Genomic DNA, 16,011 nt, shown 5'->3' on the forward strand with positions numbered 1-16,011 from the left:
GGCGCCGGCTTCAGCCGGTCATCACTTCGCCGCCGTCTACGGCGATGGCCTGGCCGTTGACCGAGGCCGAAGCCGGCAAGGCCAGCCAGGCGACCGTCTCGGCCACTTCCTCGGGCTGCACCAGGCGGCCCTGGGGGTTGCGCTCGGCCAGCTTGGCGCGCGCGGCGTCCGGCGTCATGCCGGTCTTGTCGACGATGTTCGACACCGCGCCGCGCACGATGTCGGTTTCCGTGTAGCCGGGGCATACGGCGTTGACCGTGACGCCCTTCTGCGCCGTTTCCAGCGCCAGCGAACGGGTCAGGCCGATCACGCCGTGCTTGGCCGCGCAATAGGCGCTGACATAGCCGTAGCCGATCAGGCCGGCCGTGCTGGCCACGTTGATTACGCGGCCCCATTTTTCCTGCAGCATGCCGGGCAAGGCCGCCTGGATGCAGTGGAAGGTCCCGGTCAGATTGACGTCCAGCATCGACTGCCACAGCGCCGCGTCGGTGCGGTCAAAGCGCTGGCTGACAGCCTGGCCGGCGTTGTTCACCAGCACCAGTACCGGACCGAACTCGGCCTCGGCCTGGGCGAAGGCCGCCCGCACCGAGGCTTCGTTGGCGATGTCGGCGCTGACGGCCTGCACCTGGCCCAGGCTGGCCAGGCTGTCGGCCGCGGCGTCCAGCGCGGCGCCGTCGCGGCCCAGCAGCGTGACGCGCGCGCCGCGCTGCAAGAGCGCCCGGGCGCAGGCCAGCCCGATGCCGCGGGCGCCGCCCGTCACCAGGGCGTGGCGTCCGGCCAGCGGGAGCGGAGTTGCGTTCATTTGATATCCAGTTGCGCCATCGCGGCGGCGCGTTCGAAGTTGGTTTCCAGTTGGCGCTTGCCGGCGAAGTACTGGCTCGGCCACGAAACATCACGGTAGCCCACTCGCGCGGCTTCGCGTAGCGTCCAGGAGGCGTCAGCCAAATGGGGACGCGCCAGCGCGCAAAGGTCGGCGCGGCCCGAGGCGATGATGCCGTTGGCGTGGTCGGCCTCGAAGATGGCGCCCACCGCGATGGTCGGGATGCCGGCCTCGTTGCGCACGCGGTCCGCGAACGGAGTCTGGAACATGCGGCCGTAGACCGGCTTTTCTTCCTTGCTGACCTGGCCGGACGAGCAATCGATCATGTCGGCGCCGGCAGCCTTGAAGTGGCGCGCGATCTCCACCGCGTCATCGGCCGTGATGCCGCCTTCGACCCAGTCGCTGGCGGAAATCCGCACCGACATGGGCTTGTTCTCGGGCCATACCGCGCGCACGGCATGGAACACCTCCAGCGGGAAGCGCAGGCGGTTCTCCAGGCTGCCGCCGTATTCGTCGGTGCGATGGTTCGTGAGCGGCGAAATGAAGCTGGACAGCAGGTAGCCGTGCGCGCAGTGCAGCTCCAGCCAGTCGAAACCGGCCTGCTCGGCGCGGCGGGCGGCGGCCACGAAGTTGTCGCGCACGTCGTCCATGTCGGCGCGCGTCATGGCGCGCGGCGTCTGCGACACGCCTTCGATGTAAGGCAGGGCCGACGCCGACAAGAGCGGCCAGTTGCCTTCGGCCAGCGGATGATCGATCTTCTGCCAGCCCAGCTGCGTGGAACCCTTGCGACCGGCGTGGCCCAGCTGCAGGCCGATGCGGGCATCGCTGTTGCCATGCACGAAGCCGACAATGCGGGCAAACGCGTCGCGCTGCTCGTCATTCCAGAGGCCCGGGCAGCCCGGGGTGATGCGGCCGTCCGGCGACACGCAGGTCATCTCGACCATGACGAGGCCCGCGCCGCCCATGGCGCGCGCGCCCAGGTGCACCAGGTGGAAGTCGCCCGGCACGCCATCGGTGCAGGAATACATGGCCATCGGCGACACCAGAATGCGGTTCTTCAGCCGCACGCCGCGCGCCTGATAGGGCGTCAGCATGGGGATCGCGGGCCGCTGGCCAGGCGCGGCGGCAGCGCCGGCGCGTTCCGCGATCCAGCGCTCGAAGCCTTCCAGCCAGGCCGGGTCGCGCAGGCGCAGGTTTTCGTGCGAGATCCGCTGCGAACGGGTCAACAGCGAATAGGCGAACTGTTCAGGCTCCAGGTCGGCATAGCGCTCGACGTTCTCGAACCATTCGGTGGAGTTGCGGGCGGCGTTCTGGATCTTCAGCACTTCGACGCTGCGCACTTCCTCGTAGTGCTTCAGACCGGCTTCGACGCTGCCTTCGGCGCCGCTCAGGCAGCGCGCCAGCTCGATCGCGTCTTCCAAGGCCAGCTTGGTGCCGGAGCCGATCGAGAAGTGGGCGGTGTGGGCGGCGTCGCCCATCAGCACCACGGGCACGCGGCGCTCGCCGCGGGCGGTATCCAGCTTGTTCCAGTGCACCCAGGTATTGCAGATGACGCGCGGGAAGCGGATCCAGATGGCCGAGCCGCGCAGGTGCGTGGCGTTGCTGATCAGCGGATTGCCGTCCAGCCAGGGCGCGAACAGCTTTTCGCAGTAGGCGATGCCCTCTTCCTGGCTCATCTGCTCGATACCGGCGGCCTGCCAGGTTTCCTCGGGCGTTTCCACGATGAAGGTGGACATGCCGTCTTCGTAGCGGTAGGCGTGCGCCTGGAACCAGCCGTGCTCGGTCTGGACGAAGGCGAAGGTGAAGGCGTCGAACACCTTCTTGGTGCCCAGCCACACGAAGCGGCAGCGGCGCTGGTCGATGTCCGGATGGAAAGTGTCGGCGTAGCGGGTCCGGACTTGGCTGTTGATGCCGTCCGAGGCGATGACCAGGTCGGCGTCGTATTCGCGGGCGATGGCCTGGTCGTCCTGGATGAACTGTTCGAACACCAGTTTCACGCCCACGTCCTCGCAGCGCGCCTGCAGGATGTTCAGCAGCTTCTTGCGGCCGATGCCGATGAAGCCGTGGCCGCCGCTGCGAATGCTGCGGCCCTTGAAGTTGATGTCGATGTCGTCCCAGTGGTTGAAGGCGTCGCCGATGGTCTGGGCGGAAACGGGGTCGGCTTCACGCAGGTTCTGCATGGTGGCGTCGGAGAACACCACGCCCCAGCCGAAGGTGTCGTAAGGGCGGTTGCGCTCGATCACGGTGACTTCGTTGGCGGGGTCTTGCAGCTTCATGAGCAGACCGAAATACAGGCCGGCGGGGCCCCCGCCGATGCAGACTATTTTCATTGCCGTAGCGCTCCGTGGTAAGCGACATCCGCTCTGAATTCCTGGAGCTGGCGGCCGCAGATATTTAAACCTGGATAGTTTAGGCTTGAAATATATACCTGAAGGTCCCGAGGCGCAAATGGGGAAAGTATCTAGATACTTTGGGCCCCTAAATAGGGACGCGCTTGCCGCCTCCGCTACGGCATTCGCGCCAGCGAACACAATAGAAATGAAAGAAATCACGTATGTCATTATTGGCCGCCCGCGCGGCCAATAATGACGGGCACCAAAAGCCCCGCCCCCGACCACGGATGCAGCAGCGCCACAAGTCAAGACTCAAGTAGCCCGTCGGCGCCGGCGCGTGGGAGGCGAGCAACCTCGATGCGCCCGAGGGAATCGGAAGGCAGCCGCCGCAGGCGGCAACGACGATGACGACGGGGCAGTCCGGAGCGAACGCTCCGGACCGCAATCGTGGGCGCTCGCCTCCCACGCGCCGGCGCCGACGGGCGGCCTACGAAGCACCACGGCACCGGCACCCACACCGGCACCCACACGGCGTCAACACCAACCAGCACTCACCAAACGACCAAAAAAAAGCGGCGCTAAAAAGCGCCGCCCTCTTACCAACCAGCAAGCAAAATCAACGCTTGCCCTTCTGCTTCAGCTGCGACAAATCCCGCACAGCCCCACGATCCGCCGAAGTCGCCAACGCCGCATACGCCTGCAGCGCCTGCGACACGACACGTTCGCGGCCGACCGGCTCCCAGCCGTCAGCACGAGCATCCATTGCCGCCCGGCGGCGCGCCAGTTCCTCGTCGGACACCGCCAGATGCATCTTGCGGTTCGGGATATCGATCTCGATCACGTCACCCTCTTCCACCAGGCCGATCGTGCCGCCTTCCGCCGCTTCCGGCGAAGCATGGCCGATCACCAGACCCGACGAACCGCCCGAGAAACGGCCATCCGTGAACAGCGCGCAAGTCTTGCCCAGGCCCTTGGACTTCAGGTACGACGTCGGATACAGCATTTCCTGCATGCCCGGACCGCCCTTCGGGCCTTCATAGCGGATCACCACCACGTCGCCCGGAACGATCTGGTCGCCCAGGATGCCTTCCACCGCATCGTCCTGGCTTTCGAAGACGCGCGCGCGGCCGGTGAAGACCCATTGCGACTCGTCCACGCCCGCCGTCTTGACGATGCAGCCCTTTTCAGCCAGATTGCCGTACAGCACGGCCAGGCCGCCATCCTTGGAATAGGCGCTTTCCTTGCTGCGGATGCAGCCCGTCTTGCGGTCGGTATCCAGCGTCAGGAAGGTTGCGTCCTGGCTGAACGCCACCGTGGTCGGAATGCCGCCCGGAGCCGCACGGTAGAACTTCTGCGCCTCTTCGCCAGCGCCGCCGGCCACGTCCCATTGCTTGATTGCGTTGCCCAGCGTGCCGCTGTGCACGTTGCCGCAGGACAGATCCAGCAGGTCCGCGCGCGCCAGTTCACCCAGGATGCCCAGGATGCCGCCAGCGCGGTGCACGTCTTCGATGTGGTACTTGTCGGTGGCGGGCGCCGCCTTGCACAGGCAGGGCACCTTGCGCGAAATGCGGTCGATGTCGGCCATGGTGAAGTCCACGCCCGCTTCCTGCGCCGCGGCCAGCAAGTGCAGCACGGTGTTGGTCGAGCCGCCCATGGCCACGTCCAACGCCATCGCATTCTGGAACGCGCTCTTGGTGGCGATGCTGCGCGGCAGGACCGACTCGTCTTCTTCCTGGTAATAGCGGCGGCACAGGTCCACCACCAGGCGGCCGGCCTGTTCGAACAGCCCCTTGCGCCAGGCGTGCGTGGCGACGATGGTGCCGTTGCCCGGCAACGCCAGGCCGATGGCCTCGGTCAGACAGTTCATCGAGTTGGCGGTGAACATGCCGGAACAGGAGCCGCAGGTCGGGCAGGCGCTGCGTTCGACTTCGGCCACTTCGGCATCCGACACCTTGGGGTCGGCGGCCTTGATCATGGCGTCGATCAGGTCGATCTTGGCGATGACCTTGCCATCGGTGGGCGACTTGACCTTGCCCGCTTCCATCGGACCGCCCGACACGAACACGACCGGGATGTTCAGGCGCATCGCGGCCATCAGCATCCCCGGGGTGATCTTGTCGCAATTCGAGATGCAGACCATGGCGTCGGCGCAATGCGCGTTGACCATGTATTCGACCGAGTCGGCGATCAGTTCGCGCGAGGGCAGCGAATACAGCATGCCGCCGTGGCCCATCGCGATGCCGTCGTCCACGGCGATGGTGTTGAATTCCTTGGCGACGCCGCCTGCGGCCTCGATTTCCTTGGCGACCAGTGCGCCCAGGTCGCGCAGGTGCACGTGGCCCGGCACGAACTGCGTGAACGAGTTCACTACCGCGATGATCGGCTTGCCGAAGTCGCCGTCCTTCATGCCGGTGGCGCGCCACAAGGCGCGGGCGCCGGCCATGTTGCGGCCGTGGGTCGAGGTGCGGGAGCGGTAGTGCGGCATGGTTTGTCTCTGGCTGTAGCTGTTAGCGTAGGCGGCAAAACGTTAAATAATACGCTGGTTCGGGCCGCGCCCGCCCGCTGGCCGCCCCCGGGCCGCGGCCGCGGCCATCAGGCGGACGCCATGCCGCGGGCCGCAAAGGCGCTGGGCGGCTCGCCCACGGCCTTGCGGAACATGGCCGCGAAGGCGCTGGGGCTTTCGTAGCCCAGGTCCAGCGCCACCTCCAGCACGCGCTCGCCGCGCGCCAGCCGCTCCATCGCCGCCAGGAGCCGCGCCTGCTGGCGCCAGCGGCCGAAAGTCATGCCCGTATGCCGCAGGAACAGGCGGTGCACGGTCTTCGGGTCCACCCCCAGCGCGCGCGCCCAATCGGCCGCGCCGTCCTGGCGTTCCGGGTGGCGCACGATGGCCCGGCAGATGCGCGCCAGGCGGGGCTCGGCGGGCTGCGGCAGATGCAGCGGCAGCACCGGCTCCTGGCGCAATTCATCCAGCAACAGCATCATCAGCCGGCCGTCGCGCGTGTCGGGCGCCCAGTCCAGCGGCACCTCGGCGGCCGCGACCATCAGCTCCCGCAACAGGGGGGAAATCGACAACACACAGCAGCTGGACGGCAAGTGCGCGGCCGCGCCGGGCTCGACGAACACGGTGCGCATGCGCGGCTCGCCGCTCATGCGCAAGCCGTGCGATACCCAGGCCGGCACCCAGACGCCGCGCGTGGGCGGCACCACCCAGATCCCGGCGTCGGTATCCACCACCATCACGCCGGAGATCGCATAGAGCAATTGAGCGCGGCGGTGGCGGTGCCGGCGGACGCGATGGCCGTCTTCGTAATCCACTGCCAGCCCGGCCACCGGACGCCGCGAGGACTCATAGGGAAACAGGTCCAGCTCTGCGGGCTTGTAGGGCTTGCGGGCAGCAGGCTTGTCCATTTTGCGATGATTGCGATTCAAGTGGCGTGGAATGGTCTGCGCCAGTGTACCCACGTCCTCGGATTCATCCACGCAACGCCAGCAGCGACTCCTGCAGATGCCGCAACCCCCGGCTGAGCGGTTTGTCCCGCCGCAGCACGATGGCCAGGCTGCGCGACAGGCGCGGCGCCAGCGAGCGCACCTCCAGCGCCTGGCGCCGGCCCGCGCCCGACACCGCCAGCCTGGGCAGGATCGCGCAGCCCAGGCCGGCGGCGACGATCTCCTTCATGGCTTCGGTGCTGCCCAGCTCCATCACGGGCTTGGCGGCCAGCCCGGCGTCCTCGAACCAGTCGTCCACCAGGCGGCGGGTGCGCGCGCCCGGTTCGAACAGCACCAGCGGCAGCTGCGCCAGCGCCTGCGGCGTAGCGGCCGCAGGAATGGCGGCAGCATCGCCGGCGGGAAAGATCGCCACGAACTCGTCATCCAGCACCGGCGTGACCTGGAACATGCGTCCCGGCGCGGGCAAGGTGACCAGGCCGATATCGAGCGTGTTGTTCTCCAGCCCGCGCAGCATGTCCGCCGTATTGCCGGTGCTGGCCACGATGTCCAATGCCGGAAAGCGCCGCCGCAGATCCGCCAGGATAGGCGGCAGCAGATAGGTGCAGGCGGTAGCGCCCGTGCCCAGCCGGACCCGGCCGGACACCTGCGACGCATGCGCGGTCATGGCAAGTTCGGCCTGCGCCAGCGCCGCGTCGATGACGCGCACGTGCGACAGCAGCTCCAGCCCTGCCGCTGTCGGCCCGGCGCGGCGGCCGATGCGTTCCACCAGCTTCATGCCGAAGCGCCGCTCCAACTGGCGGATTTGCAGGCTGACGGCGGGCTGCGTCACGCCGCCCCGCTCCGCGGCGGCGGAAAAACTGCCCAGTTCGATCACCTGCGCAAAGGTGCGCAGGTGATCCAGGTTGAGACCGCGCATCGCTCAATCCAAAGTTTTACTTATGCAAATCATAATGGACCAAAGCTTTATTAATAAATAAGCTTGCGCGACACTGGCGGCTTCTATTTTTCTTTCCTGCTCACGGCCCGCCCATGTCGTCCCCCGCTCCCACCGTCCTCATCCGCGACAGCGCGGAAGCCGACCTTCCCGCCATCAAGACCATCTACGCCCACCACGTGCTGCACGGCACGGCCTCGTTCGAGCTGGAGCCGCCGTCCATCCAGGAAATGCGCCAGCGCCGCGGCGCCGTACTGGAAAAGGAAATGCCCTATCTGGTGGCCGAGATCAACGGCGAGGTCGTGGGTTATGCCTACGTCACGCCTTACCGCCCGCGCCCGGCCTACCGCCACACGGTCGAAGATTCGGTGTACGTGAAGGCGGGCCGCTCCGGACTGGGCATCGGCGGCAAGTTGCTGGCCGCGCTGATCGAACGCTGCACCGCCGCCGGCTGGCGCCAGATGCTGGCCGTGGTGGGCGACAGCCGCAACGCCGCGTCGCTGGCGCTGCACGCCAGCCAGGGCTTCCATCCCGCCGGCACCCTGCGTTCGGTGGGGCATAAGCACGGCGAATGGCGCGACACGGTGCTGATGCAGCGCGCGCTGGGCGAAGGCGACAACACGCCGCCGCAACGGCCGTGATTGCGCCGCGCGCCATCGTCTGCCTGGGGCTGACGCAACTGGTCGGCTGGGGCGTGACGTACTACCTGATCGGCGCCCTGGGACCGGCCATGGCCGCCGACCTGGGCTGGAACGCCGCCACCGTCTACGGCGGCTTTTCGGCGGCCATCGTGGTGATGGCCCTGGTGTCGCCGCTGGCCGGCATGGCCGTGGACCGCTGGGGCGGACATCGCGTCATGCCGCTGGGCGCGGTACTGGGCGCGCTGGGCTGCGCGGGCCTGTCGATCGCGCACGCCATCCCTTGGTACTTCCTGTCCTGGGCCGTGCTGGGCGTCGGCATGCGGCTGAGCCTGTACGACGCGGCTTTCGCCTCGCTGGCGCGCGCGGCCGGACCGTCGGCGCGGCGGCCCATGTCGCAGATCACGTTGTTCGGCGGACTGGCGTCCACGGTGATGTGGCCGGTAGGTCATGCGCTGTCGGGCTGGCTGGGCTGGCGCGGCGCGGCGTTGGCCTATGCCGGTCTGGCGCTGGCCACGGTGCCGCTCTACCTGGCGCTGCCGCGTGAACGCTATGCCGCGGCGCCCGGCAGCAAGGACAAGGCGCCCGCCGGCCTCACCCGCAACGCCGCCGAGCGCCGCCTGGCGGGCGCGCTGTACGCGCTGGTCGCCATGCTGACCAACTTCCTGGCGGCGGGCAACGCGGCCCATCTGATTTCATTGCTGTCGGGCCTGGGCTTGGCCGCGGCCGCCGCGGTCAGCGTCGCGGCCCTGTGGGGCGTCGGCCAGTTCGCGGCCCGTCTGGCCGATGTGGCGTTGGGCTCGCGCCTGCATCCGCTGACCTTGACCCTGGCGGTCGGCGCGATGCTGCCCCTGTGTTTCCTGCTGGCGCTGCTGTCCGGCGGCAACCTCTATGCCACCGCCGCCTACGCGCTGCTTTACGGCGCCTGCAACGGCCTCTTGACCATTACCCGCGGCACCCTGCCGCTGGCGCTCTTCGACTTCCGCAGCTATGGCACGCTGGTAGGTTCATTGCTGATCCCCAGCTTTCTGCTTACCGCCGCCTCGCCGGTCGCCTATGCCTACATCGTGGACAGCTACGGCGCGCGCGGCGCGATGGCCCTGTCGCTGGGCCTGGCCGCGGCTATCGGTGCGGCGGCGTTCGCGCTGAGATGGAAGTTCATCGCCAGGACGCGCGCGGCATTAGCCTGAAGCGCCCGCCGCGCGATGGCGGCGGCCGGCGTTTCAGCCTTCGGCGGCGGAAGCCACCACCCATTTTTCCCAACCGATCTTGCGCAGCTTGCAGGCGGGACACTCGCCGCAACCGTAGCCCCAGTCATGGCGCGCGCCGCGCTCGCCCAGGTAGCAGGTGTGGCTTTCCTCGACGATGGTTTCCACCAGCGCGTCGCCGCCCAGCTGATGCGCCAGCGCCCAGGTCTCGGACTTGTCGATCCACATCAGCGGCGTCTCGATCGTGATCCGCGAGCCCAGTCCCAGGCCCAGCGCCACCTGCTGCGCCTTGATGGTGTCGTCGCGGCAGTCGGGATAGCCAGAGAAATCGGTTTCGCACATGCCGCCCACCAGCACGTCCAGCTGGCGCCGGTAGCCCAGCGCGGCGGCCAGCGTCAGGAACAGCAGGTTGCGCCCAGGCACGAACGTGTTGGGCAGGCCGTTGGCCTGCATCTCGATGGCGCGGTCGCTGGTCATGGCGGTGTCGCCCACCTGGCCCAGCACCTTCAGGTCCAGCAGGTGGTCCTCGCCCAGGCGCGGCGCCCAGTCAGGGAAGTTGCTGCGGATCTCGCGCAGCACGTTCAGCCGCGCTGTCAGTTCGATGTGATGGCGCTGCCCGTAATCGAACGCCACGGTTTCCACATGGGCATAGCGGTCCAGCGCCCAGGCCAGGCAGGTAGTGGAATCCTGGCCACCCGAAAACAGCACGAGCGCGCGACGTTGATGATTTTGCATAAATGGGGGCTTCTGGAAAGACGAAGGGACTGAAGGCTTGTACGCACAGGTGACGGCCTGCCTTTAGTGTAAACATGCTGCTGGCGGACTTTAAACCGACGCCGGCGGCTGGCGTAAAAAGTCTGCGTAAAATCTTCCTGGTTCTTTTTCCCGGTTTACCTGCAACGCCTCTTCTTTCCCACCCCTTCCCCCTCTCTCAGCAGCCTCGACGGATCCCCGCCAGATGAATGCCATGCGCCCGCAGTCCGATTCAGCAGAACCCTTGCGTCACGATATCCGGCTATTAGGCCGATTACTGGGCACCGTCATCGAGGAATGTGAGGGCAAACGCGTCTTCGACACCATCGAAACCCTGCGCCGCACGGCCGTGAAGTTCCGCCGCGAAGGCAACGACGCCGACGGCAAATTGCTGGAGCAACGCGTCAAGCGCCTGCAAGGCAGCGACCCCAACTCGGTGGCGCGCGCCTTCAGCTACTTCCTGCACCTTTCCAATATCGCCGAAGACCGCGACCAGAACCGCCGCCAGCGCGCCCGCGCCATCGCCAGCGGCGCGCCCGAGCGCGGCAGCCTGCGCGACGCCGTGCAGACCCTGGGCCGCCAGGGCGTGGGCGTGGCCCGCATCCGCCGCCTGTTGGCCGAGGCCTGCGTGATGCCGGTGCTGACCGCGCACCCCACCGAAGTGCAGCGCAAGAGCACGCTGGACGTGCACCGCGAGATCGCCAGCGCGCTGACGCAGCGCGAAGGCACGCTGACGCCGGAAGAGCTGGCCGACCTGGATGCCTCCCTGCTCGGCCGTGTCGCCACGCTGTGGCAGACCCGCATGCTGCGCTACACGCGCCTCACGGTGGCCGACGAAATCGAGAACGCGCTGTCGTACTACCGCAGCACCTTCCTGCAAGTCATTCCCCGCGTGTACGGCGACCTGTCCAAGCTGCTGAGCCGCGAATCCGCCAAGCCCTTCGCCGCTCCGCCCGCGCCGCTGGAGCCCTTCCTGCGCATGGGCAGCTGGATCGGCGGCGACCGCGACGGCAACCCCAATGTGGATGCCAGCACCCTGGAACGCGCGCTGCTGCGCCAGGCCACCGTGCTGTTCGAGCACTATCTGCAAGAGGTCCACGCCCTGGGCGCGGAGCTGTCCGTCACCACACTGCTGATCGGCGTGGATGCCGAACTGCTGGCGCTGGCCGACGCCAGCGGCGACGATTCGCCGCACCGCCGCGATGAGCCCTACCGCCGCGCGCTGGTCGGCGTGTACGCCCGCCTGGCCGCCACCGCGCAGCGCCTGACGGGCCAGGACCTGGCCCGCCGCAGCACCGTCGCAGCAAGCGCCTACGAAGGTCCGGAAGAACTGTCCGCCGACCTGGCCGTGATCGCCGCGTCGCTGGCCGCCCACCATGGCTCGCCCATCGCCAAGCTGCGTCTGGCCGGCCTGCAGCAGGCCGTGGAAGTGTTCGGCTTCCATCTGGCTACGGTGGACCTGCGCCAGAGTTCCGACGTGCACGAGCGCGCGCTGGCCGAGCTGTTCGCCCTCGCGGGCACGCAGCGCGACGGCAAGCCGCTGGACTACCTGGCGCTTACCGAAGAAGAACGCGTCGAACTGCTGCGCGCCGAACTGGCGCAGGCGCGTCCACTGGCTTCGCCCTGGATCGCCTATAGCGAAGACACCACGCGCGAACTGGCCGTGCTGCGCGCCGCCGCCGCCGGCCGCGCGCGCTACGGCAAGCAGGCCGTGCGCCAGACCATCGTGTCGCACACCGAAACCCTGAGCGACCTGCTGGAAGTGATGGTGCTGCAGAAGGAAGCCGGTCTCATCGCCCCCGCCGGCCAGGAGATCCAGCCCGAAGACGGCCTGATGGTGGTGCCGCTGTTCGAGACCATTCCCGACTTGCAGCGCGGCGCCGAGATCATGGCCGCCTGGCTGGACCTGCCCGAAGTCCGCCAGCGCGTGAAGCTGGCGCAGAACGGCGCGCAGGAGGTCATGCTGGGCTATTCAGACAGCAACAAGGACGGCGGCTTCCTCACGTCCAACTGGTCGCTCTACCAGGCCGAACGCGCGCTGGTCGACGTGTTCTCGGCCCGCAACGTGCGCCTGCGCCTGTTCCACGGCCGCGGCGGCTCGGTCGGACGCGGCGGCGGCTCCAGCTTCGACGCCATCCTGGCGCAGCCCCCGGGCACCGTGGCCGGCCAGATCCGCCTGACCGAACAGGGCGAAGTCATCCAGAGCAAGTACAAGGACGCCGAGGTCGGCCGCTGGCACCTGGAACTGCTGGTCGCCGCCACGCTGGAATCCAGCCTGGCGCCGCGCGCCGAAGCCACCAGCGCCGAAGACGCGCACATGGCCCAGCACGGCCCCGCCATGTCCTTCATGTCCGAAACCGCGCAGCGCACCTACCGCGGCCTGGTCTACGACACCCCGCGCTTCGCCGACTACTTCTTCGCCGCCACGCCCATCAGCGAAATCGCCGGCCTGAACATCGGCTCGCGTCCCGCCTCGCGCAAGAAGGGCCAGCGCATCGAAGACCTGCGCGCCATTCCCTGGGGCTTCTCCTGGGCGCAATGCCGCCTGATGCTGACCGGCTGGTACGGCATGGGCTCGGCCATCGAGGCCTATCTGGAAACCGGCGCCCCCGACGCGCCCCGCTCGCGCCGCGGCCGCCTGGCCCAGTTGCGCGAAATGGCGCGCGACTGGCCCGCCTTCCGCACGCTGCTGTCCAACATGGAAATGGTGCTGGCCAAGTCCGACCTGGCGATCGCCGCGCGCTACGCGCAGCTGGTGCCGCAGCGCGGCGTGCGCGAGCGCATCTTCGGCGCCATCAGCGCCGAGCACGGCCGCACGCTGGCCATGCTCAAGCTGCTGACCCAGCGCGAACTGCTGGCCGACAATCCCACGCTGCAGGCTTCGCTGCGCGAGCGCTTCGCCTACATCGATCCGCTCAATTACCTGCAGATCGACCTGATCCGCCGCCACCGCGCGGCGCAGAAGCATCCCGAGGCCGAAGTGGACAAGCGTGTGCAGCGCGCCATCCACCTGACCATCAACGGGATTGCGGCGGGGCTGCGCAACTCGGGCTGAGCCCGATCATTCCCGGGGATGGGGCCGCGCGCCGCGACACCCATCCCTTTCGCGCCCTTCCTTTGCGGCATCCCTCTTGCCGCCCCCTGCTGCCGTAGCCACCGCGTTCACTCCCGCCGGTGGCTTCCGTCCGCCGCCGTCCACCAGTCGGACACCAAAAATTCCCCATTTGTCCGCCCCCCGCGACTTTTAGTACTATCTCTTTCAGAAATTCTATATACGCACAAATGTTCGTATATAGAACAAAACGATTTTTCTGGCCAGGCGCACAGGAAGGCACCCCGGAAGAGACAGAAAGCACCCTGGTTCCGCCCGTGCCCGCCCGCAAGCCCGGCGTGTCAGCACCGAGCGAACCATCATGGATACTCCCCTCAAGAATCTCGCCATCGTCGGCGCAGGCGCCATGGGCAGCGGCATCGCCGCGCTGTTCGCCTCGAAGGGCTTGAACGTCGTCCTGATCGACCCGATGGAAGGCGCGCTGGACCGCGCGCTGCAGACCATAGACCGCCAGCTGAATGTGTACGCCCCGGGCAACGTCCAGGAAGCGATGCAGCGCATTCAAGTCGCGCCCGGGCTGGAAGCAGCCTGCAACAGCGACCTGGTGATCGAGGCAGTGCCAGAAAACCTGGAACTCAAGCGCGGCATCTTTGCCAAGCTCGATTCCCTGTGCCCCGCGCACACCCTCTTCGCCACCAACACTTCCGGCCTGTCCATCAACGCCATCGCCAGCGCGGTGGTGCGCCGCGACCGTTTCGTCGGCACCCATTTCTTCACGCCCGCGGACGTGATTCCGCTGGTGGAAGTGGTGCGCAACGACGGTACGTCTGAAGACACCGTCGCCCGGGTGATGGCCACGCTGCGCTACGCGGGCAAGCGTCCGGTGCTGGTGCGCCAGGACATCCCCGGCTTCATCGCCAACCGCATCCAGCACGCCCTGGCCCGCGAAGCCATCTCGCTGCTGGAGAAAGGCGTGGCCAGCGCCGAGGACATCGACGAAGTGGTCAAGTGGAGCCTGGGCATCCGCCTGGCCCTGTCAGGACCGCTGGAACAACGCGACATGAACGGCATCGACGTGCACTACGCGATCGCCAGCTATCTCTACAAAGACCTCGAAAACCGTACCGAACCCTCCGAACTCCTGAAGAGCAAGGTCGAAAGCGGCCAGATCGGCGCCAAGAGCGGCCAGGGCTTCTATACCTGGAGCCCCGAACGCCGCGAGCGCGTGCTGCGCGAGAAAAGCGCCGCGCTGGGCGAACTGGCTGAGTGGCTCAACGGCAAGGCCAGCGGCTCCTGACGGGCGAGCAAGCAAAGCATTCACACCATAAGGCGCGGGGCATCCCGCCACCAGCGCCAGCGGGCCACAAGCCCAACCACACAAAGAAAGCAATCGTCCCACCCGCCCCCGCCGACACCCGGCGCCGGGCGGCGCAAGACGCAAGAAAACCAGCCTGACCGGAGTTTGTAGGAAGCATCATGAATAAACTGGCTTCATTCTTTACGGAGCTGATGCGCAAGTATCTGCCCGACCCCTTCGTCTTCGCGATCGCGCTGACCCTGCTTACCGTGCTGCTGGCCATGGGCGTCGAGGGCAAGGGCATCGGCGACATCACGCGCGCCTGGGGCAACGGCTTCTGGAGCCTGCTGGCCTTCACGACCCAGATGGCCGTGATCCTGGCGATGGGCTACGTGCTGGCTACCGCGCCGCTCACCGACCGCATGCTCAACCGCATCGTCAGCCACGTGCACAAGCCGCACACCGCCATCATCGTGGCAACGCTGGTCGGCGGCATCGGCAGCTACCTGAACTGGGGCTTCGGCCTGGTCATCGGCGGCATCGTCGCCAAGAAGCTGGCCTTGAAGGTCAAGGGCGTGCACTACCCCCTGATCATCGCCGCGGCCTACAGCGGCTTCACCATGTACGGCCTAGGCCTGTCGGCCAGCATCCCCGTGCTGGTCGCCACCCCCAACCACCCCACCGCCAAGCAGATGGGCACCATCCCGCTGTCGGAGACCATTTTCTCGGTGCCGATGCTGATCACCAGCCTGGTGATCATCGTGACGCTGCCGCTGCTCAATGCCTGGCTGCACCCCAAGAAGGGCGAGAAGATCGTTGAAGTGGACCCGGCCATCGACCGCGACGCCAATACGTCCAACGCCGCCGAAGACATGCTGGAAAAAGGCACCATCGCCTCCAAGCTGAACAACAGCCGCATCCTGAGCCTGCTGATCGGCGCGCTGGGCATCGCCTACGTGACCTTCCACTTCATGGACGGCGGCTCGCTGGACCTGAACCTGATCAACTTCATCATCCTGTTCCTGGGCATCATCCTGCTGGGCACGCCGGCCGCCTACGTGGCCAAGCTGACCGAAGGCATCAAGACGATCTCCGGCATCATCCTGCAATACCCCTTCTATGCCGGCATCATGGCCATCATGGCCGCCTCTGGCCTGGTCACCACGATCTCGCAAGTGTTCGTCGACGTGGCCACGCCCGAGTCGCTGCCGTTCTGGGGCCTGATCAGCTCGTTCGTCATCAACTTCTTCGCGCCGTCGGCCGGCGGCCACTGGGTCATTCAGGGTCCATTCATGATCGACGCCGCCAAGGAAATCGGCAGCGCGCTGAACCAGACCACCATGGCCGTCATGCTGGGCAATGCCTGGAACGACCTGGTGCAGCCCTTCTGGATCCTGCCCGCGCTGGCGCTGTCCAAGCTCAAGCTGCGCGACGTGATGGGCTATACCGTCATCATGATGCTGTGGGTCGGCGTGATCCACATCACTGCGGTCCTGCTCTGGGGTTATCTCACCCACTGATCGAAGCGC

At 67.2% G+C, this 16,011-nt stretch carries 11 protein-coding genes; 5 read left to right on the forward strand and 6 right to left on the reverse strand.

Annotated elements, in window-relative coordinates; genetic code table 11:
• Window positions 1-10: 10 nt before the first annotated feature.
• From IAG39_RS28360 to IAG39_RS28380, 5 genes are all read right to left on the reverse strand, one after another.
• Entirely contained in the window at window positions 11-802 is a 792-nt protein-coding gene (locus IAG39_RS28360; protein ID WP_059379141.1) for an SDR family NAD(P)-dependent oxidoreductase, read from the reverse strand.
• Window positions 799-3,150 carry a bifunctional salicylyl-CoA 5-hydroxylase/oxidoreductase gene (locus IAG39_RS28365; RefSeq protein WP_059379144.1) on the reverse strand — a complete coding sequence of 784 codons (2,352 nt, stop codon included), beginning with the start codon at window positions 3,148-3,150 and terminating at the stop codon, window positions 799-801. The genes IAG39_RS28360 and IAG39_RS28365 overlap by 4 nt, the downstream gene beginning before the upstream one ends.
• Before the next feature lie 619 nt (window positions 3,151-3,769).
• Entirely contained in the window at window positions 3,770-5,638 is a 1,869-nt protein-coding gene (ilvD, locus tag IAG39_RS28370) for a dihydroxy-acid dehydratase (protein WP_059377972.1), read from the reverse strand.
• 107 nt (window positions 5,639-5,745) lie between these two features.
• Entirely contained in the window at window positions 5,746-6,561 is an 816-nt protein-coding gene (locus tag IAG39_RS28375) for an AraC family transcriptional regulator (protein ID WP_059377979.1), read from the reverse strand.
• Window positions 6,562-6,625: 64 nt separating this feature from the next.
• The gene (locus tag IAG39_RS28380) at window positions 6,626-7,516 is read right to left on the reverse strand and encodes a LysR family transcriptional regulator (protein ID WP_059377982.1); all 891 of its coding nucleotides are present in this window, start codon (window positions 7,514-7,516) and stop codon (window positions 6,626-6,628) included.
• A gap of 113 nt (window positions 7,517-7,629) precedes the next feature.
• On the opposite strand from IAG39_RS28380, the gene IAG39_RS28385 reads away from it, so the two are divergent.
• Complete coding sequence (locus IAG39_RS28385; protein ID WP_059377986.1) at window positions 7,630-8,175, forward strand: GNAT family N-acetyltransferase; 546 nt, start codon at window positions 7,630-7,632, stop codon at window positions 8,173-8,175.
• Window positions 8,172-9,362, forward strand: a complete 1,191-nt coding sequence (locus tag IAG39_RS28390; RefSeq protein WP_118931685.1) for an MFS transporter — start codon at window positions 8,172-8,174, stop codon at window positions 9,360-9,362. Before IAG39_RS28385 ends, IAG39_RS28390 begins: the two co-directional genes overlap by 4 nt.
• 33 nt (window positions 9,363-9,395) lie before the next feature.
• On the opposite strand, the gene queC is transcribed toward IAG39_RS28390, so the two are convergent.
• Window positions 9,396-10,115 (reverse strand): 7-cyano-7-deazaguanine synthase QueC, encoded by a 720-nt coding sequence (queC, locus tag IAG39_RS28395; RefSeq protein ID WP_118931684.1) that lies wholly within the window; start codon window positions 10,113-10,115, stop codon window positions 9,396-9,398.
• Window positions 10,116-10,338: 223 nt separating this feature from the next.
• On the opposite strand from queC, the gene ppc reads away from it, so the two are divergent.
• From ppc to IAG39_RS28410, 3 genes are all read left to right on the forward strand, one after another.
• Window positions 10,339-13,188 carry a phosphoenolpyruvate carboxylase gene (gene ppc / locus IAG39_RS28400; RefSeq protein WP_118931683.1) on the forward strand — a complete coding sequence of 950 codons (2,850 nt, stop codon included), beginning with the start codon at window positions 10,339-10,341 and terminating at the stop codon, window positions 13,186-13,188.
• 358 nt (window positions 13,189-13,546) lie between these two features.
• Window positions 13,547-14,482 carry a 3-hydroxyacyl-CoA dehydrogenase family protein gene (locus IAG39_RS28405; RefSeq protein ID WP_059378003.1) on the forward strand — a complete coding sequence of 312 codons (936 nt, stop codon included), beginning with the start codon at window positions 13,547-13,549 and terminating at the stop codon, window positions 14,480-14,482.
• Between the two features lie 179 nt (window positions 14,483-14,661).
• Entirely contained in the window at window positions 14,662-16,002 is a 1,341-nt protein-coding gene (locus IAG39_RS28410; protein ID WP_118931682.1) for a short-chain fatty acid transporter, read from the forward strand.
• Window positions 16,003-16,011 lie beyond the last annotated feature (9 nt).

Origin of the sequence: Achromobacter xylosoxidans, from assembly GCF_014490035.1 — a bacterium.
Taxonomy (GTDB): Bacteria; Pseudomonadota; Gammaproteobacteria; order Burkholderiales; family Burkholderiaceae_B; genus Achromobacter; species Achromobacter bronchisepticus_A.

What these genes read in the sequence shown, in the direction of transcription:
- IAG39_RS28380 (WP_059377982.1), bottom strand. Translation starts at nt 7,516, where the DNA reads ATGCGCGGTCTCAACCTGGATCACCTGCGCACCTTTGCGCAGGTGATC.
- queC (WP_118931684.1), bottom strand. Translation starts at nt 10,115, where the DNA reads ATGCAAAATCATCAACGTCGCGCGCTCGTGCTGTTTTCGGGTGGCCAG.
- IAG39_RS28405 (WP_059378003.1), top strand. Translation starts at nt 13,547, where the DNA reads ATGGATACTCCCCTCAAGAATCTCGCCATCGTCGGCGCAGGCGCCATG.
- IAG39_RS28385 (WP_059377986.1), top strand. Translation starts at nt 7,630, where the DNA reads ATGTCGTCCCCCGCTCCCACCGTCCTCATCCGCGACAGCGCGGAAGCC.
- ilvD (WP_059377972.1), bottom strand. Translation starts at nt 5,638, where the DNA reads ATGCCGCACTACCGCTCCCGCACCTCGACCCACGGCCGCAACATGGCC.
- IAG39_RS28360 (WP_059379141.1), bottom strand. Translation starts at nt 802, where the DNA reads ATGAACGCAACTCCGCTCCCGCTGGCCGGACGCCACGCCCTGGTGACG.
- ppc (WP_118931683.1), top strand. Translation starts at nt 10,339, where the DNA reads ATGAATGCCATGCGCCCGCAGTCCGATTCAGCAGAACCCTTGCGTCAC.
- IAG39_RS28375 (WP_059377979.1), bottom strand. Translation starts at nt 6,561, where the DNA reads ATGGACAAGCCTGCTGCCCGCAAGCCCTACAAGCCCGCAGAGCTGGAC.
- IAG39_RS28410 (WP_118931682.1), top strand. Translation starts at nt 14,662, where the DNA reads ATGAATAAACTGGCTTCATTCTTTACGGAGCTGATGCGCAAGTATCTG.
- IAG39_RS28365 (WP_059379144.1), bottom strand. Translation starts at nt 3,150, where the DNA reads ATGAAAATAGTCTGCATCGGCGGGGGCCCCGCCGGCCTGTATTTCGGT.